At 41.7% G+C, this 18,160-nt stretch carries 18 protein-coding genes and 1 pseudogene; 17 read left to right on the forward strand and 2 right to left on the reverse strand.

Going from position 1 to position 18,160, the window contains the following annotated elements:
• The first annotated feature begins 251 nt into the window (after positions 1 to 251).
• From JMW39_RS02525 to JMW39_RS02580, 14 genes and pseudogenes are all read left to right on the forward strand, one after another.
• Positions 252 to 731, forward strand: a complete 480-nt coding sequence (locus JMW39_RS02525) for a hypothetical protein (RefSeq protein ID WP_201543544.1) — start codon at positions 252 to 254, stop codon at positions 729 to 731.
• Between the two features lie 38 nt (positions 732 to 769).
• Positions 770 to 1,351 (forward strand): hypothetical protein, encoded by a 582-nt coding sequence (locus JMW39_RS02530; protein ID WP_201543546.1) that lies wholly within the window; start codon positions 770 to 772, stop codon positions 1,349 to 1,351.
• A gap of 147 nt (positions 1,352 to 1,498) precedes the next feature.
• Positions 1,499 to 1,719: pseudogene (locus JMW39_RS13200) on the forward strand (transposase); the annotation flags it as partial.
• A 676-nt stretch (positions 1,720 to 2,395) separates the two neighbouring features.
• Positions 2,396 to 2,527, forward strand: a complete 132-nt coding sequence (locus tag JMW39_RS13295) for a hypothetical protein (protein WP_265088435.1) — start codon at positions 2,396 to 2,398, stop codon at positions 2,525 to 2,527.
• A gap of 59 nt (positions 2,528 to 2,586) precedes the next feature.
• Positions 2,587 to 2,940, forward strand: a complete 354-nt coding sequence (locus tag JMW39_RS13205) for an ABC transporter ATP-binding protein (protein WP_227679176.1) — start codon at positions 2,587 to 2,589, stop codon at positions 2,938 to 2,940.
• Positions 2,941 to 3,648: 708 nt separating this feature from the next.
• Entirely contained in the window at positions 3,649 to 4,557 is a 909-nt protein-coding gene (locus JMW39_RS02540; RefSeq protein ID WP_201543548.1) for an urease accessory protein UreD, read from the forward strand.
• Between the two features lie 150 nt (positions 4,558 to 4,707).
• Positions 4,708 to 5,010 (forward strand): urease subunit gamma, encoded by a 303-nt coding sequence (gene ureA / locus JMW39_RS02545; protein WP_201543550.1) that lies wholly within the window; start codon positions 4,708 to 4,710, stop codon positions 5,008 to 5,010.
• 11 nt (positions 5,011 to 5,021) lie between these two features.
• Positions 5,022 to 5,381, forward strand: coding sequence for an urease subunit beta (locus tag JMW39_RS02550; RefSeq protein WP_201543558.1), 360 nt, complete (start codon positions 5,022 to 5,024; stop codon positions 5,379 to 5,381).
• Positions 5,378 to 7,081: an urease subunit alpha gene (ureC, locus tag JMW39_RS02555; RefSeq protein ID WP_201543560.1), complete on the forward strand. Its 1,704-nt coding sequence runs from the start codon at positions 5,378 to 5,380 to the stop codon at positions 7,079 to 7,081. Before JMW39_RS02550 ends, ureC begins: the two co-directional genes overlap by 4 nt.
• 21 nt (positions 7,082 to 7,102) lie before the next feature.
• Entirely contained in the window at positions 7,103 to 7,669 is a 567-nt protein-coding gene (ureE, locus tag JMW39_RS02560; RefSeq protein WP_201543561.1) for an urease accessory protein UreE, read from the forward strand.
• The gene (locus JMW39_RS02565) at positions 7,644 to 8,366 is read left to right on the forward strand and encodes an urease accessory protein UreF (RefSeq protein WP_265088436.1); all 723 of its coding nucleotides are present in this window, start codon (positions 7,644 to 7,646) and stop codon (positions 8,364 to 8,366) included. Before ureE ends, JMW39_RS02565 begins: the two co-directional genes overlap by 26 nt.
• 100 nt (positions 8,367 to 8,466) lie before the next feature.
• Positions 8,467 to 9,105 carry an urease accessory protein UreG gene (gene ureG / locus JMW39_RS02570; RefSeq protein WP_201543562.1) on the forward strand — a complete coding sequence of 213 codons (639 nt, stop codon included), beginning with the start codon at positions 8,467 to 8,469 and terminating at the stop codon, positions 9,103 to 9,105.
• Between the two features lie 233 nt (positions 9,106 to 9,338).
• On the forward strand, positions 9,339 to 9,938 hold the full coding sequence (locus JMW39_RS02575; protein ID WP_201543563.1) for a HupE/UreJ family protein: 600 nt from the start codon (positions 9,339 to 9,341) through the stop codon (positions 9,936 to 9,938).
• A gap of 155 nt (positions 9,939 to 10,093) precedes the next feature.
• Positions 10,094 to 11,356, forward strand: coding sequence for a RidA family protein (locus JMW39_RS02580; RefSeq protein ID WP_201543564.1), 1,263 nt, complete (start codon positions 10,094 to 10,096; stop codon positions 11,354 to 11,356).
• A gap of 840 nt (positions 11,357 to 12,196) precedes the next feature.
• Here the strand turns inward: JMW39_RS02580 and JMW39_RS02585 are convergent.
• Positions 12,197 to 13,282: a phosphatase PAP2 family protein gene (locus JMW39_RS02585; RefSeq protein ID WP_227679179.1), complete on the reverse strand. Its 1,086-nt coding sequence runs from the start codon at positions 13,280 to 13,282 to the stop codon at positions 12,197 to 12,199.
• Positions 13,283 to 13,358: 76 nt separating this feature from the next.
• Between JMW39_RS02585 and JMW39_RS02590 the strand changes: the two genes are divergently transcribed.
• The 3 genes from JMW39_RS02590 to JMW39_RS02600 all read left to right on the forward strand — a co-directional run bounded on the left by JMW39_RS02590 (position 13,359) and on the right by JMW39_RS02600 (position 17,197).
• Positions 13,359 to 15,065, forward strand: coding sequence for a phosphoethanolamine transferase (locus tag JMW39_RS02590; RefSeq protein ID WP_201543565.1), 1,707 nt, complete (start codon positions 13,359 to 13,361; stop codon positions 15,063 to 15,065).
• A gap of 40 nt (positions 15,066 to 15,105) precedes the next feature.
• Positions 15,106 to 15,792, forward strand: a complete 687-nt coding sequence (locus JMW39_RS02595) for a response regulator transcription factor (RefSeq protein ID WP_201543566.1) — start codon at positions 15,106 to 15,108, stop codon at positions 15,790 to 15,792.
• Positions 15,793 to 15,892: 100 nt separating this feature from the next.
• Positions 15,893 to 17,197: a sensor histidine kinase gene (locus JMW39_RS02600; protein ID WP_201543568.1), complete on the forward strand. Its 1,305-nt coding sequence runs from the start codon at positions 15,893 to 15,895 to the stop codon at positions 17,195 to 17,197.
• 22 nt (positions 17,198 to 17,219) lie between these two features.
• Here JMW39_RS02600 and JMW39_RS02605 read toward each other — a convergent pair whose 3' ends face one another.
• Positions 17,220 to 17,924: a DUF1345 domain-containing protein gene (locus tag JMW39_RS02605; protein ID WP_201543569.1), complete on the reverse strand. Its 705-nt coding sequence runs from the start codon at positions 17,922 to 17,924 to the stop codon at positions 17,220 to 17,222.
• Positions 17,925 to 18,160 lie beyond the last annotated feature (236 nt).

Genomic DNA, 18,160 nt, shown 5'->3' on the forward strand with positions numbered 1-18,160 from the left:
ACTCATGTCTTTGTTTTTGACACTTCTAATCACTTGTGCTCGAAAATCTGCTGAATAGGTCATTTGTTCTTCTGCCATTTCGCTTGTTTTAAAACGATTGTATCTTATTTAAAAAGAACTGACTATACTTAAAGGAGAGTTCTGAGTATCAAACTAAGTTCGGTGGCTCAAGGCTATTTTCATCAGAGCAAAAAAACCTGCTTGTTCCAAGCTATAATTTAATTGCAGAAGATCAGAAAGTAATGGAGGGTATGGAGCTTAATTTTAAAGAACTATCTTTATCAAAAAAACATAAAGAGGGTCTCGATTGGTTTATAAGCTATACACTACAAAATTGTGAGTACACTCAAAATAAAATCAGGTTTGAAAATCTTGAGGATTTTGATCGGTTTTTAAATTATATAATTAATCTTTTGCCTAAGGTATTAATTCATATAGATATTCGAAACTTACAAAGTTGTACTGATAAGAGGTTGGTAAATAAATGGAAAAATCGACTTAATAAGTTGCCAGAATCCAACGTACACTATGATCTACTGAATAATAAAAAAGAAATAAAATATACTAAGAAAGTAAAAGCCAGTATAGGTATTGCTAGTTCCAAAGAAAAATATTACAAAGGTAGTAGCAAAATACATTATAACCGCATACTACAATTTTTTTGTTTCTATAAATTTATAATTTTAGATGATATTAATAATAACATATTAGAATATAATTATAATCGGTAATATATAAAGTGCTTAATAATTTACATTATGAGTAACATATGAATAAATCTATCATCAAAAGGATTGCGAAAAACTCAAACCTGTCTTGGCATCCAATGACAAAAAGGCTTCATAAATCCTTTATGAAGTCTTATAGTGATGAGTTTTATAGCACTATTATTAAAATGTTCCAAGACAACCTACAATTAAGCCAACAAACTATCTATTTGATCTCAAATCGTGAACAGGTGAAGTTACTAAATCAGCCTAAAAAAAGTAAAGAAAAAGAGAGTATTGATTATCAGATAGTTGCAGGTTGTTTTAACCCTTGGTTCGATGATGAAGTATTGAGAACGAATAAGCAGTTAGTAGCCATAGAACTCAGTCCAGTGGAGGGTCAGAGCAAAAAAGCATTTGAAGATGATTTGCAAACTTTAATTTTATTAGATTTCTTGAAGTCCTTATCTCAAGCAAATATGTCAGCACTCGGCAATAACTTTCATGGACTTCGAAATATTGTTAAGAGCTCAAAACAGTTAGAGCATGTATATCTAGAGCTTATGGGAAATAGGATTAGTGCCGAGCAATTTGCTGATTATTTTGGACGTCAGCGAGATTTTGTCTATAAGCATAAATGTTAAGAGAAATTTAATTTACAGCTTCAACACGAAATAGTCGTTTTACTATCTTTTTAATTAGGCTCTGTTGAGCATGGACAATAAAATGCTAGCAAAAAAAATATTGAACAAGTGATCTTTAAGCTCTCGCACCAAAAGATACCATTCGTTATGTCTGGCACCATGCTCAAAGATAATCACTGGACCAGACTAATACTGATACTATTAGAACTAAATATCTATGACAAAGGAAATCTGAGACAGACGGCCGAAGGTATTGTCTATCAAATGGTTTTTGGTCGCCCTTGGCATGACTTACCCCCCCGTATTTTAGTAAGCACTATACTGTCTACAAAGACTATCAGCTTTGGTTTCGTAAATGCAGAATTCTTGAACCGCCTGCCTATATTGGATACTTAGCATAAGTCAGGTTAGCATTCAATTATTATAACTTTATGGAATGCGTCCAGTGTGTTATACAGGCATCAAACTACTAGTGTTAGCGATAAGATCAATAAATATAAAATCAATAGCATAGGTAAGAGCTTGCCATTTATAACAGGCCGCTATACATGGTATATAATTCAATGGCGCTTAGCTTTTCGCGTAGCGCGCTCATTTGCAATTCACAGTTTTGCTAATACTCTGCTTTGTCTTTCTCTTTTTCCTCTAAGCTTTCTTGATAAGTAAAATCATCCCATAGCATTAGACAACTTGTAATTAACTTGAGATCATTGAGTGAATAGCTACTCATAGTTACCCAAATCATGTGACTTTATTTTTGAACGTAATTCAGTGCGTTCTACAGGTATCGAACTACTAACATTAGGTATGAATTTAATTACCATAAAATTGATAGTATGCGTTATTAAGCTATCTGATATAAAATCTTCCATATTTAGTTTTATAGATCTGACAGCAGGCGTCAGTCAAAAGCTGATCGCCTTTATCGGACCAAATGGCGCGGGTAAAAGCACGTTGCTGCACACGGTTTTGGGTTAACACACAGGAACCGCGCTTAAAACAGATGGCCACATTAAGATTTACGGTCAGCCGATCAACGAGGTCATGAATCATGGACATATCGCTTGGGTTAGACAACATGAGCGTTTTGAGCTGCCTTTAACGGTACTGGATTATGCACTGTTAGGAGTCTCGCCAAATCCTGCATGGTATCAGCGCCCAAATAGCCAGCATTGACTGTCCACGCGCAACGTTTACTATAGGATTTTGAGTTATTAAGTTTGGTCAGTGCTCGCGTGCAAACCTTATCAGGCGGTGAGAAGCAGCGCTTGGCTATCGTACGAGCGCTGATGCAAGATACCGATATTATGATGTTCGATGAGCCGACCAATCATCTTGATATTCGCCATCAGCATTTTTTGCTTCATTACTTGCATAATTTGGTGAAACAGCAGCACAAAAGTATCTTGGTTGTCCTCCATGATTTGACCCATGCATATCGCTATACTGATAAGGTGGTATTGTTAAATGGTGGACAAGTTGTTGCACAAGGAACGCCTAGTGAAGTGATGACACGTCCACAATTAAGCGATGTTTATGATGTCGATATTAAAGTGCATCAAACTGAAGATGGCTTGGTGTTTATATAGGTTTTATAATGAGAGCAGAATCAGTTATTTTTCTATAAAACCTTTATTAATGAAGGTTTTTATTTGGCTGAGGTTCGTATCTGCCTTTTTGCAAGCGATGGCCAAGTTTTAACCCTAGCAATAGGGAGATGATGTGATGATAGTCTCACATTAACTTAATTTAGAGAATCTGCGCATAAAAAGCGCCGTTTTACATACAATTGTTGCAAGTAAAAGAACCGCTCTAACCACTGTACAGTAAGCCTTCCTCTGATTAATTATTGTGTTTTATTTCTGCAAGACAGACTGTGTAGCTTAACCATAATTAACGCTATCTTTCTCTGGATAAGGAAGTAAATAGTTTGACAGTCATATACTTTTAGTTTATAAGAGGTAAATAGTATGGTTGTTTTCCTATAGCTACTTTTTAGTATTCAATATTTAAAGCAATACAACTTTTACACATACCAAGGGCAGAGTCTTCTACCCTGATTTTCTACAGTAATTTATCAGCAGTATTCGTATCACAGCTTCTAGGCAGTTAATGCCCACATAATATTGACATTCATTGACGGCTAATAAGCCAGTATTGTCAACCTGACCTCACCCGCGCACGTGAATATTTTACTCATTTTGCTATCTGTAAGCTAATACCCTGCCTTTCAGGATGATTGGCTAACGATTCAGCGATATGTGTCGCGCTGGGCCTATAAAAAGGTGTTCGATGGAATGACGACTTTATCTCATAAATCTACAGTACAACAGACTGCTAAAGACTCAGGACACCAATTTGATGCCAACCGTCATTGGGCGGCATTTTTGACCTTAGGATTTGGTGCTCACACTGAATCTGAGACTAGCATTACCCGCATGAATATAGCCCGCCATTATGGTCCCTTGCGTGTGCAAAGACCGTTCTATCCTGAAGGCCGCGATGGTTGCTGTCACGTCTATCTGCTGCATCCGCCTGGTGGTATTGCCAGTGGCGATGCACTCAATATAGATGTCACTGTATCGGCAAACGCCCATACTTTGTTAACGACGCCTGCTGCCAATAAGCTTTATAAAGCCGACAGTAATGGCGTTGCTTGGAACCAGCATACCCACCTAAAAATCGCTAATGACGCTACTTTAGAATGGCTGCCGCAGGAAACGCTCGCTTTTAACGGCTCTCGCGGCGAGCAGACCATCATCATTGATTTAGAAGACAACGCCAAGTGCTTGGGGTGGGAAATTCTTGGTCTTGGCCGTCCTGCCAGCAAGCTACCTTTCGTCAGTGGCCGTCTCGAACAGCGCTTTCATCTCACCCGTAATGGTCGCCCGTTATGGATAGAACGCCAATGTATAGACCCCGATCATCCAAGATTTTCCGGCATGTGGGGCCAGGGCGGTGCCACCGTCCATGCGACATTATGGGCGGTTGGATTGGACGATCCGCTAGAGGCTATCACTGCACTACGTGAGCATATTCCAGCTGCCAATCACTGGGCAGTTACCTATCGTCGCGGCGTATTGCTGCTACGCTATTTAGGCATAGAGCGTAACGAAGCTTGGAATATATTTCAGCAAGCGCGAGAAGTGCTACGTCCGCGATTGACCGGACACAAAGCTATTACACCACGAATTTGGTTGACTTAACGACTGCTGCCCAAGCTTTTTCTTAAGTGCTGACAAATGCTTTTATATGCCTATTTATTGATAGTTAACAACTAATAACATAAGCCTTCTAACGACATAGGCTTTCCATAAAACGATAACGATAACCATAATATAATTAAGGAGTCAGCGATGGAATTAACGCCAAGAGATAAAGATAAGTTGATGTTATTTACGGCAGGGCTGCTTGCTGAGCGCCGTAAGGCTAAAGGCCTAAAACTGAATTACCCTGAAGCAATAGCGCTGATCAGTTGCGCCATTATGGAAGGTGCGCGTGAAGGCCGTACCGTAGCAGAGATGATGAGTGCGGGCCGCGAAATCCTTACCCGAGATGACGTCATGGATGGCATCGCTGAGATGATTGAAAGCTTACAAGTTGAGGCAACCTTTCCCGACGGCACGAAGCTTGTGACCGTTCATAACCCTATTGTCTGAGGAGACTTGCTATGATTCCTGGTGAATATCAGCTACAGAGCGATGACATTGAGTTATGTGTCGATCGTGAACCTATCACTATCAACGTCGCAAACACGGGTGACCGTCCTATCCAAGTCGGCTCTCACTATCACTTTGCCGAGACCAACGCGGCCTTAGAATTTGACCGTAAAAAAGCTTATGGGCATCGCTTAGCGATTGCAGCAGGCATGGCGATACGTTTTGAGCCGGGTCAACACCGTGATGTCCCCTTAATTCCTTTTTCAGGCTTACGCCATATTTATGGTTTCCGTGGTGAGGTAATGGGTCCTTTAGATCAAGGTCAGAATCAGGGTCAGAACCAAAACTCAGACTCAGGAGCGAACTCATGAAAATTACTCGCCAAGCTTATGCAGATATGTATGGTCCAACGACCGGCGATAGAATTCGTTTAGGCGATACTGAGCTGTGGATCGAGATAGAAAAAGACTACACGCATTATGGTGAAGAGGTCATGTTCGGCGGTGGCAAAGTGATTCGTGATGGCATGGGTCAAAGTCAGCGCTGCGACGATACCGTGATGGATACTGTCATTACCAATGCCGTCATTATCGACTGGTGGGGTATCGTGAAAGCCGATGTGGGTCTAAAAAATGGCCGCATCGCTGCTATCGGAAAAGCCGGTAACCCTGATACCCAACCTGATGTCGATATCGTCATTGGCCCCGGTACCGAAATTATAGCGGGTGAAGGTCAGATTCTGACGGCGGGTGGTGTTGACACGCATGTACATTATATTTGTCCGCAGCAGGTTGACGAAGCATTAATGAGTGGCCTAACGACTATGATTGGTGGTGGTACGGGGCCAGCGACTGGCTCAATCGCAACTACCCATACGCCCGGCCCTTGGCATTTAGGCAAAATGATGCAAGCCGTAGATGACTTGCCCATTAATATTGGTTTTCTTGGTAAAGGTAGTGCCAGTACTCCTGAAGCGCTGATACAACAAGTAGAAGCTGGGGCGATGAGTCTAAAAATCCATGAAGATTGGGGCGCGACCCCAGCTTCTATCAGTAATGCACTAGATGTGGCAGACCGCTACGATATACAGATTGCTATTCATGCCGATAGCTTAAATGAGTCTGGTTTTGTAGAAGACACGATAGCCGCGTTCAAAGACCGCTGTATTCATACTTACCACACTGAAGGTGCTGGTGGTGGTCATGCGCCTGATATCATCGTCGCTTGTAGTTTGCCCAACGTATTGCCATCGTCTACTAATCCGACACGTCCTTATACGATTAATACCGTCGATGAGCATCTCGATATGTTGATGGAGTGCCATAATTTAGACCCAAGTATTCCAGAAGACGTTGCCTTTGCCGATTCGCGTATTCGCCGCGAGACTATTGCTGCCGAAGACATCCTCCATGATATGGGTGTGATTTCGATGATTTCGTCTGACTCGCAAGCGATGGGTCGTATCGGTGAAGTGGTATGTCGTACTTGGCAAACTGCGCACAAAATGCGCCTGCAACGTGGCCTGTTACCAGAAGATGAAGAACGCGGTACGGATAACTTCCGCGTGAAGCGCTACATTGCCAAATACACTATTAATCCAGCTATCACTCACGGTGTTGGTCATGAAGTTGGCTCTGTCGAAATTGATAAACTGGCGGATTTGGTGTTGTGGAAGCCAGCCTTCTTTGGGGTTAAGCCATCAATTATTATCAAAGGTGGCATGATAGCGGGCGCTGCAATGGGCGATCCCAATGCCGCTATTTCTACGCCGCAACCCGTACATTATCGCCGTATGTTTGGTGCGCTTGGTCGTGCTGCCGCCGCAACTCGAATCACTTTTGTTAGTCAAGCAGCAATGAATACCGGATTAGAAGAAAGACTTGGTCTAAAGAGCAGGCTGGTGGCGTGTAAAAACGTCCGTCAAATGCGTAAGAGTGATATGAAGCTCAATGATGCCTGCCCAGAGCTGACAGTAGATCCACAAACTTATGAAGTTCGTGCAGATGGCGTGTTATTAACTTGTGAGCCATCGTCTGAATTGCCATTAGCCCAACGTTATCATTTGTTTTAAAGCGTTTGCAAGGATATCAATATGCTTGAATTAATAAAAAGAATCGACGGCAGCACTCAGGTCGATGTACACGACACCCTGACTTTACCTTATGAGCTACGCATACGTGGCCGTCTAAAAGCGGTGACAGATAGCGGCCTCGATGTTGGCTTGTTCCTTGATCGTGGTCCGGTACTGCGTCATGGTGATTTATTACAAGCGAGCAGCGGCGAGATCATCCAAGTATGTGCCGCTGATGAGCCAGTCACTACCGCTTATGTTGAGGGCGGTTTAGCATTGGGACGACTTGGTTATCACTTAGGTAATCGTCATGTATCGCTCGCCCTTGGGAGTGATAAAGATGGGCGTCATTGGGTGCGGTTCCCGCCAGATCATGTATTAGAAGAGTTGGCGGTTCTGTTGGGCGCAACCTTGAGTCATCACCAAGCGCCATTCGATCCCGAATCTGGTGCTTATGCGCAAGCTGGCCGTGAACACTCTCATGCACATGCACATGCACATGCACATGAACATGCAGATGAGCATTCTCACGAACACAATCATGCCCATGGACATTCCCATAATGACGACCATAACCATGCACACTGACGCGCAGCCAAAGGCAACCAGCGATTTGGCGCTGCTGGGACTGATGCAACTGATTAGCCCTGCATTGCCAATCGGGGCATTCGCTTGGTCGCAAGGCCTAGAGAGTGCATTTGAGCTTGGCTGGGTATGTAATGAGGCTGAGCTTGGCGAGTGGTTAGAGGGCGTACTTGACGATGGTATGTCGCGCTGCGAATTACCAGTGCTGGCACGTTTGCAAACCTGCTGGGAGAATGGTGACAGTGAGGGTCTTGCCTTTTGGAATGACTGGATACATGCCAATCGTGAGACCGCTGAGCTCAGCGATGAAGACACACGTTTAGGTCAAGCATTGATGCGTTTGCTCAACAGCTTAGAGTTGCAGCCGCAGAAAGCGTTAGGTCATGCCAAGCTACCAGAAGAGCCCGGATATGTGACCGTTTTTGCTTGGACCGCTCATCAACGCCAAGTGCCTATACGCCAAAGTCTACTCGGCTTTGCTTGGGGCTGGCTGGAAAACCAACTGGCGGTTGCATGTAAAGCGATGCCATTAGGTCATACCGCTGCGCAACGTTTGAACGAGCAATTGCGCCCGCAACTGGTCGCTGCCGTTGATACTGCGCTGGCATTAACTGATGAGCAGTTAGGTCCGATTTTACCGGGGTTAGCACTCGGTAGTGCTCAACATGAAACCCAATATTCAAGATTGTTTAGAAGCTAATCATTTTTATTTTGCAACCGTTTCTATTTTACGATCGCTTTAATTTTATAACAGCTTCGATTTTATAACAGCTTTTACTAATATATAAGGAAAGATAGCCATGAAACATTGTTTAAGAATAGGTGTCGGTGGGCCCGTTGGTTCTGGCAAAACGGCCTTATTGCGCCAGTTATGTAGCGCTTTAAAAGATCACTACGACATTGCCGTGGTCACCAATGATATCTATACCCGTGAAGATGCTGATTTTTTACTTAAGCACGACGCCTTGCCTGCTGATCGTATTCTTGGTGTGGAAACGGGCGGTTGTCCGCACACTGCTATCCGCGAAGATGCTTCTATGAATCTGGCCGCAATCGATGATTTGCAAACGCGTCATCCTAATCTAGAGCTGGTGTTAGTAGAGTCTGGCGGCGATAACCTAGCGGCGACCTTTAGCCCAGAGCTTTCTGATTTAACCCTATACGTCATCGACGTCGCTGCTGGTGATAAAATCCCTCGTAAAGGCGGCCCGGGTATTACCAAATCAGACTTGCTAATTATAAATAAAATTGACATCGCTGAATATGTACACGCCTCCCTAGATGTGATGGAACGTGACTCGAAAAAAATGCGCGGCGAGCGTCCTTTTATATTCACCAACTTGTATGACGGTGTGGGCGTAGAAGAAATCATTAGCTTTATTTTAAAGCAAGGCATGTTACCTGAGCGTCGTCCTGGCAAGCTAAGCTCTGATGCTTAAGGGTTCTGATGCTTAAGGGTTCTGATGCTTAAGGGCTCTGATGCTTAAGGGCTCTGATGCTTAAGGGCTCTGATGCTTAAGGGCTCTGATGCTTAAGGGCTGATGCTTAATTATCAGTGCCTTGTTATCAGTGCTTTACTGTCAGTGCTTAAACGCCTTTATAGTACAAGTAAGATATAAATAACAGTTATATACCAGTTCACAATAAACAAAAATAACAGAGGGAGAACACCATGAATAAGATGACCAAGTTGCCAGTGGCAAAGCTATTAATGACTATCGGGCTGATGCTAACGGCTACTTTAGCCATTGCCCACCCAGGCCATGGCGAGACCGTGAGTAATGGATTCATGAGTGGGTTATTACATCCACTCATGGGTCTTGACCACTTATTAGCCATGGGTGCGATTGGTTTTTGGAGTATCCGCCAAAACACCACGATGAAACGTGGCACGCCTTTATTTGTCGTCGGTGGCATGATAGCGGGCGCAGGCCTTGCTTGGGCTGGTGTCAATTTGGCTGGAATAGAGACAGGCATCGCCATGTCAGTACTGCTAGTCGGTGTGCTCATCGCAACGCTTGCCAAACTGCCGACGGCTGTTGGCGGCACGTTGGTTGCGCTATTTATGGTCGCTCATGGTTATGCTCACGGAACTGAGATGACCCAAGGTTCAAGCTTACTGCTTTATATGGCCGGCTTCGTTGTCGCAACCTTAGGCATTACCTTTGTTGGTCGCGGTCTAGGCACAGCGATGCTCAAAGCCGATAACCGTATTACTCGTGCATTAGGCGGCGTGGTTGCTATCATTGGTGGGGTATTGGCTGCTGGCTAATCTTTACTAGTGCTGCAACCCAGTTATCATGATAAATCTAAAAAGCCGCACAGATTTTCTTGCGGCTTTTTGAGTTTAATTTTCTCGTCCTATTCCACAGCTAGCTTTATCAAACTGAGACTATTAAAAACACATATCAAATAGGGAATATCGATATGAACGACACTATCATAAAAGTATCAAGAAACACGGACATTGCCCCGCAAAATTTACTATCTACGCAAACCGTTGCTTTTTCGCATTACAACTATATTTCAGCGCAGTTACCTGTCAATATTACCACCGGTGATTTAGTCGCGAATGATATAAAAGTACAGGCCGCGCAGTGCTTAAAAAATATCAAAACCATTGTAGAAAGCATCGATCATGACATGAATGATGTAATCAAAATTAATATATTTTTGAAAAATATCGAAGATATTAAAGAAATAGATACGATTTATCCTGCGTTTTTTCAAGGCTATCTGCCGACACGGACGGTCATAGCAGTAGCAGCGCTACCGATGGATAATGCTTTGGTACAAATGGACGCTGTAATCTCGAACGGTGAAGGTACGTATCCACAAGCACCCGTTGAGCTGGTAAAAGTACCCAAAAACAATGAAAAAGTACACAAGGATTCAGTATCGCCGCATACGGTCGCTTTTTCTCATTACAACAATATCTCAGCGCAACTGCCTGTAGATATTGAAACTGGTGAGCTGGTCGCTGGTGGCGTCAAAGAGCAGACGCAGCAATGCCTACAAAACATCGAAGCGATTTTAGAGAGTATCGACGTTCCTCTCCATGAAATTGTCAAAGTAAATATCTTTTTAAAAAATCTTGCCGATGTGGACGTGGTAAATGACGTTTATAAAGAATTCTTTCCAGAGTCAACCAGTGATGGAAGCGCGGGCTATTTACCTGCACTGACGATGGTTATAGCGTCAGATTTACAGCTGGATGCTTTGGTACAGATTGATGCTATCGTGTCTCACGGAAATGGCACACCGCCACAAGCTGTTGAAGATAAACATGGCATCACTATTAAGGCTAACAATACTGATAAAGCGCCGAAGAACCCGCTATCAACACAAACGGTGGCGTTCTCTCATTACAACCATCTCTCAGGTCAATTACCTATCAACCCTGAAACGGGTAAACTAATCGAAGGTGATATAAAAGCGCAGACCAAGCAGTGCTTAGAAAATATCAAAGCCATTGTAGAAAGTATCGACCATGTTATGGATGATGTGGTAAAAATGACTATCCAACTTACAGACATCACGGATATCGATGCGGTAAATGATATTTATAAGACCTTCTTCAATAGCGACTTACCAGCCAGAACAGTGATTGGTGTCGCCGCTATTCCTATGGATGCTTTGATACAGATTGATACTGTCGTATCCAACGCCGAAGGTACGCCACCAGCTTGAGAATAGTGATTCATGTTTTTCCGCAATAATTACTTTGATACTCACTTGCTAACGTCTCGCAATAGAGTTGTAATCAATAATTTACCTCAAATAGAAAAGGCCTTTAGATACTTGAAGGCCTTTGAATACTTAATTCGGCTGGATTGATTTCCATATTGTCAAACCCATATTAAGCGAGTCGCCTATATAAACTTAAAAATAGTAGATATCTCATAAGCCACAGTAGATAAATGTCATCGACAAATTTGTAATATCAGAGATCCTAAATTAATTGACCACAACACTTAGTTACTAGGTGTGATTTATCGCTTTATCAGATGGATTAGTAATTATGATTGACAGTAAAGATGATTGATAATAAGAAGGCAATTTCAACTTCTTAAAAAAGAGTAGTATTATTTTTAATACATTAATTTTATATCTATGTATTAAAAATAATACATTAATGTGACCAAAAATGATTATATATACTCGGTAAAAGGCTTTAATATACGCTAAAGGTCATTGCTATATTTTAGACTAAACCTTTTGGTAGTAAGGCTTTGGGTGTTAATATATATTAAGGGTGTTTAAGATAGTTTGTTGTGTCTAGCCTGTCACGCCGGGGGTCGCGGGTTCGAGTCCCGTCCGCTGCGCCATATTTAAAACTTAGTTTTAATTATATTATTAAGTACAAAGTTTCAACCTCAAGTATTCGTTTACTTGAGGTTTTTTTGTGTCTGTAAAATACTATTATAGCTATCTGGTGTTAAATCAACCAAATGGTGAGATAAATTATCTGTCGATTCAATGCGCGCTGGTTTTTTCGTATTAGGCATCCAACTACTGACTCGACTCTCATTATACTAAGAGGGGAAATTGATAAAATAGCGCATAGATAAATGAGCCAATGATGACACATACAACACTGAACCAGACCAGACGAAGATGAGCAACTGACCATTCTGCTTGCCAGTCAATTCTATCACTCGCTCTTAGCCATTCTGTCACACTAATCGCTACCGTGAGCCATAATGTGCCGACCAAATAACCTCCTAGCACATCACTTAAATAGTGCTCATTGAGTACAATTCTACTTAAGCCTATCAGTATAGAAAAAAAGACAGTCATTACCACTATACGGACTTGCTGACTAAAGTTGCGGCTAAAACGAATGGCCGTATAAGCAAGAAATCCATATAGCGCAACCGTAACTGTTGCATGTCCACTTGGAAAGGAATCTGTCTGCTCGAATAGCAGAATATGAATTGGTCGATCGCGTTGAAACAATAGTTTACTAAGAAAGGTAAATATTGTACTTCCTAAAGTGGCTACCAGTAACCCTATTAATATATAGCGCTGGCGAATTATCCAACATAAAATACAGGTTAAAAATACAACTAAGCATGTCGTTGCGGTAGAGGCGAAGCTGGTAATTAGGATGAAAAACGTTACTAGGGGCGACTCACTTAGCATACTCATCTGCTGTGACACAAAAAAGTCCATTGCCACAATAGTATCTGAAGTGACGACATCTTCAACCAAGCCGAGAAACAAAAATAGAATATAACCCATGATTAGCACTAAAAGTGTCAGAGGTAAGCCATAAAAATGCTGTATATGAAGCCTTTGCGATAAAACATGATACAACTTTGGATAATTATTTCTTAATCGAATAAGTCGTTTGCTTTGACTACAATACTGTTTAATCGCCGTCCAATATCGCAGCGCGTGATTCAGTATTTTCTTACCATAACGAATCAATCCATATTGCAAAACCCATAACACAACCATCACTGATAGAATTAAGCTTCCTAATATGAGCAACGGCTGATTTTCTTGGATAAGGTTGGTCATGGGTAAGAGTTCTCTTCTGGAAACAGTGGTTGTAGATGTTTTATAAATTCCTAAAACATTAAATACTTTATAAATTTTATTATCTAGCACTCTTAACACCTTCTTAACACAGTACATGCTATTTTAGCGAATAAAGTCCTCTTTCATTCTATTAAGAAGTCCGTGTATGTCAAAACACTTAGTTACTGATGCCAGTATTGCAGAAGCCAATAATATAGGTCCTGTCACAACTAATAATGGGACCAGCGAGAAAAGAAGATTCTATAATCGTGAGGTCAACCTCAATTACTTGATTGTAGTCGTTGTACTATATCTCGTTGCTACGGCAAATATAGGTTTCTTTAAGCAAGTATTAGCGATCTATCCGTTTGCTGATAACATGGGTTTTATAGTTTCTCTTACAGGCTTACTGTTTGGGCTGATGTGGTTATTGTTTCAGCTATTATGCTACCGCCCGATAGCAAAACCTGTGCTTAGCATAATGCTCATTATTGCGGCCATATGTGGTTATTTTACCGATGGCTACGGAACAATATTTGATAGCGGTATGTTGATTAATAGCTTACAGACGGACCAAGCAGAAGCGATGGGACTGATGGCGCCAAGCTTTGTTATTCGACTGCTATTATTAGGGGTGTTACCTGCTTTTATTATCAGTAAGATTCGTATAAAGCGTTTGTCTATAGGTCGCTCAATCGTACAAAAGGCAATTACCTTGATTTTGTCTATTGTGTTGATAGCGGTTTGCCTATTGCCGTTTGGTGACCAGTATGCCAGCTTCTTTCGTCAACATAAAATGGTGCGTAGTTATACCAATCCCATTACGCCCATTTATTCAGTCATAAAACTCGGTACCGACTATGTCGATGAATTGCGTCGCCCTGATACGATGACGGCTCACGCTGTAGATGCTAAGCGGACAACTACGGTTGGCAAGGTAAAACCTAAGCTTATGGTATTTGTAGTCGGTGAAACGGTTCGCGCTGATCATATTGGCTTAAACGGTTATAAGCGCGATACGATGCCGCTACTTGCTAAGCAAGCGGATATCTATAGCTTCAAAGATGCTGCTTCCTGTGGAACCTCTACAGCGTATTCAGTACCTTGTATGTTCAGTTATGCCAACCGAGAAGACTACGACATAGACACTGCTGAGTATCATGAAAATGTGCTGGATACCCTCAACAAACAAGGTGTTAATGTCATTTGGCGGGACAACAATTCTAGCTCTAAAGGCGTGGCAGACCGAGTCACTTTTGAGGACTATAGAACATCCGATACAAACCCCGATTGTGATGTTGAATGTCGCGATATAGGTATGCTCGATGGTTTTGATACTTTAGTTAAGTCGAATACAGCGGGCAAAGCAGCGGCTCAGCCACAAGATACCCTAATTTTACTACATCAAATGGGCAATCATGGTCCTGCTTATTATAAACGCTACCCGAAAGATTTTGAGGAATACAAGCCCGTCTGTATGACCAATGAGCTGTCTAAATGCGATGACCAGTCAGTTATTAATGGCTATGACAATGCGATTCGCTATACCGATTACTTTTTAAATGTCACTATCGATAAGCTAAAATCATATGAGCAGGACTACGATGTGGTGATGGTCTATATTAGTGATCATGGCGAGAGTTTGGGTGAAAACAACGTGTATTTACATGGTTTACCCTATGGTATTGCACCGAATGCTCAAAAGCAGGTGCCAGTGATTATCTGGTCACCGAATGGTAATAGCATCGACAATAATAGCCTCTCTAGTATGATCGATCAGCCAGTATCGCATGATTTTATTACACCGACCCTACTGAAGTTCTTTAATATAACGACTCAAGAAGTGGCATCCGCACCAACTTTCTTTAAGTAAATCAGCGTTTTAAAAACTAGCATTCATACACGAGACTTTTATGCACAAAATACTTGTCATTGAAGACAATCCTGATATCGTAGCCAATATTTATGCTTTTTTTGAACCAAAGGGCTTTGAGTTGGACAACGCTCATAATGGACTAAGTGGCCTAGCGCTTGCTTCAAGCAATCGTTACGACGTTATATTGCTAGACGTCATGTTACCCGGAATGGACGGTACCAAGCTGTGCAAAACGCTTAGAGAAGAATTGCATGATAAAACGCCCGTATTGATGCTAACCGCGCGTGATACTGTTTTGGATAAGGTAGCAGGGTTCGATAGTGGTGCTGATGATTATTTGGTCAAACCTTTCTCATTGGTTGAATTAGAAGCACGTATCAAAGCACTGATACGTCGTAATCAAGATGAACATTTTCAGCATACTATTGAGGTCGGTAAGCTGTCTCTAAATACTGAGCAACACAGTATCAAACGAGAAGACAAGCTGCTAAAACTAACTCCCACAGGATTTAAAATCTTGCATGCCTTAATGAGTGCCTCGCCTCGGGTAGTTAGTAAAACTGAGCTTGAGGAAAAGGTATGGGGACAGGATATACCAAGTAGTGATGCGCTTCGAACACATTTGCACAGTGTGCGTGCACAAGTTGATAAACCCTTTGATAAAGTCATGATAATAACGATAGCTGGTGTTGGTTATCAAATTATTGACCCAGACAAAGTCTAAAATTTCACAATACCATTTACAGATTAGAGTCTATTATAAACAGTCGTATCTGTATTTTTTCTTACGCCATCTACTGACTTACACTAAATAAGCACACGCCATGTTCACTATAGACTCAATCGCTAATAAGTTTCGAATTTCATATTTTTTATTCGCCTTACTGCTTTGTACCACGTTCGTCAGTATTTTTATGTATGCTGAGATGCGAATTGAACAGGACTTAGTAAAAGGGCGTCTACTGCAACAGCTGCAACTCAGTCAAGAAAAATATGGTGAGCAGGCTATTTATACAGCAGATCCCGGTATTAAAATTTATCATTATGATAGCGCGCCAGAGAATTTAAAAGCGCTAGCCAATGGAACGGTTCAAGAGATGCGGGTGAGCGTGAATAGTAAAGCGGGCAACACTGAGGCCAATCTGCACTTTTTTGCCTATCAACAAAATGAGCAAAAGTATGTTTTGACCTACTTAGAAGGGTCTGAAATGGTGATGGAACACTATCCTGTTTTGGCCATCTTCGAAGAATTAGAGGGTATATTTGCCGACGCATTGAAAATGGCGGTTATCCTAAGTTTGCTCATTGCTGCGCTATTCTCCCATTTATCCTCTAAGCAAATCATCAAGCCTTTACTAGATTTAAAAAAGGCCGTAGAAACCGATCATCAAAATTTAACCGAATTAACCCATCTACCCTCAGAGGTTGGGGTATTAGCACGAGCTATCGATGAAAAAAACCATAAGCTAGAGCAGTATCTAAAACGTGAGCAGCTGTTTACCGGCGATGTCAGTCATGAGTTGCGCACACCGTTGACCATCATCATGGGCGCATCTGAAGTACTAGCCTCACAGCTTGAAGACAACGGTTACTTGGGCGAATTCGCCAACCGTATTAGCACGACTGCCAAAGAAACCTCTGAAATCATCAGTGCTTTATTACTGTTATCGCGCGCGCCTGAACAGCTGGATACACCGCAAACCTCTATCAACACCATCGCTATGAGCGAAGTATCACGCTTACAATATTTGCTCCGCCATAAATCGGTAACTTGCAAAGTAGTCGCTGATAAAGAGTATATGGCTTATGTACGACCTGAGCTGTTAAAAATGGCGTTAGGCAATTTGATAAAAAATGCTTTTCAATATACTGATGATGGTGAAGTCATTGTCACTATCGATGCTGAAAAGATTACAGTGACTGATACCGGTCTTGGTATTCCAGAGGTCATGATGCCGTTACTCTATGAGAGATTTGAGCGTCTAAATGACATAAATATAAGCGATCAGGTAGAAGGTAGCGGTTTGGGTCTTAGCATTGTACAACGCATCATGACTCATATGGATTGGAAGCTTATCCATCAAGCCAATGCTACAGGCGGTAGTAAGTTTAGTATTTATTACAAGTAGGATTCTCCAAATCTCAAATCAATTATATATAGCTGGCTATAATATTAATTAATAAAGAGATAATAACCAAATTAAATATGAAGGCGATGATGCTGTGTAGGGTAGCAAGCTTTCTACCTGCCTTTGAAGTAAAAGCAATATCAGCAGTTTGGCCTGAAGTACCAATGGCAACTGCACAATAAAAGAAATCTTCAAACTTAGCGTTTACTATGGTTGCTGACTCAGCGCTGCTACCCTTATCCTCAACCATTGCCTCAGGAAACATAAAAGGTAGATTTGATTCGCTACGTTGTTTAGAGAAATACAAATAAGCGTATTGCATAGCAAAAATGACTTGTATCATCAGCCAAGTAATAAAAATAGTAACGACCGTAAGTGCAATAATTAAAATGCGTGCCGTACCTTGATAGTCTTTGCCAATCTGAGTTTGCCTAAAGATCGCTAATAAACAGATTAAACTTGCAGTACTGATGAGGCTCAAGATGATTACTTTTCCTTCATGATCTTCGTTTAGGTGACCATGAATGGTATTAGCACGCATCATCATGATGATACTGACGATATAGATCAAAATAGCACTGTCCCAACCAATAATAAAGCTGGTACTAAAAGAGAGTGGCCATATTGCCGCTACTATTAAGCCAATAACTGCTCCACCTAGTAGACTGCCTAATAAGCGCCAGTGGCTAAGAAACGCATTTGATATTCTTATCATAGTGTCAATCAAACTGTATCGATTATTGTTCAGATTATAGTATCTATTGAGCGCTAGTTTTAACAAAGCTTCCAAATACATCGCAGATAAGTTATTTGGTACCTGTTAGTCCTTTAATACGCCTCATGGCAGCTCCAGGTCCAGTCTCGATCCCCATATAACGAGCTTCCCAATGAGGGTTGTATTTTTTTCGATGGTAATGAGGGCAATGAACCATTACCAGTTAATTTTTATTTTCATCATAATTT

Source organism: Psychrobacter immobilis, from assembly GCF_904846175.1.
In the GTDB taxonomy this organism is placed as follows: domain Bacteria; phylum Pseudomonadota; class Gammaproteobacteria; order Pseudomonadales; family Moraxellaceae; genus Psychrobacter; species Psychrobacter immobilis_E.

Coding starts and splice junctions, on each gene's coding strand:
- JMW39_RS02525 (WP_201543544.1), top strand. CDS start 252: ATGGAGCTTAATTTTAAAGAACTATCTTTATCAAAAAAACATAAAGAG.
- JMW39_RS02530 (WP_201543546.1), top strand. CDS start 770: ATGAATAAATCTATCATCAAAAGGATTGCGAAAAACTCAAACCTGTCT.
- JMW39_RS13295 (WP_265088435.1), top strand. CDS start 2,396: ATGAATCATGGACATATCGCTTGGGTTAGACAACATGAGCGTTTTGAG.
- JMW39_RS02540 (WP_201543548.1), top strand. CDS start 3,649: ATGACGACTTTATCTCATAAATCTACAGTACAACAGACTGCTAAAGAC.
- ureA (WP_201543550.1), top strand. CDS start 4,708: ATGGAATTAACGCCAAGAGATAAAGATAAGTTGATGTTATTTACGGCA.
- JMW39_RS02550 (WP_201543558.1), top strand. CDS start 5,022: ATGATTCCTGGTGAATATCAGCTACAGAGCGATGACATTGAGTTATGT.
- ureC (WP_201543560.1), top strand. CDS start 5,378: ATGAAAATTACTCGCCAAGCTTATGCAGATATGTATGGTCCAACGACC.
- ureE (WP_201543561.1), top strand. CDS start 7,103: ATGCTTGAATTAATAAAAAGAATCGACGGCAGCACTCAGGTCGATGTA.
- JMW39_RS02565 (WP_265088436.1), top strand. CDS start 7,644: ATGACGACCATAACCATGCACACTGACGCGCAGCCAAAGGCAACCAGC.
- ureG (WP_201543562.1), top strand. CDS start 8,467: ATGAAACATTGTTTAAGAATAGGTGTCGGTGGGCCCGTTGGTTCTGGC.
- JMW39_RS02575 (WP_201543563.1), top strand. CDS start 9,339: ATGAATAAGATGACCAAGTTGCCAGTGGCAAAGCTATTAATGACTATC.
- JMW39_RS02580 (WP_201543564.1), top strand. CDS start 10,094: ATGAACGACACTATCATAAAAGTATCAAGAAACACGGACATTGCCCCG.
- JMW39_RS02590 (WP_201543565.1), top strand. CDS start 13,359: ATGTCAAAACACTTAGTTACTGATGCCAGTATTGCAGAAGCCAATAAT.
- JMW39_RS02595 (WP_201543566.1), top strand. CDS start 15,106: ATGCACAAAATACTTGTCATTGAAGACAATCCTGATATCGTAGCCAAT.
- JMW39_RS02600 (WP_201543568.1), top strand. CDS start 15,893: ATGTTCACTATAGACTCAATCGCTAATAAGTTTCGAATTTCATATTTT.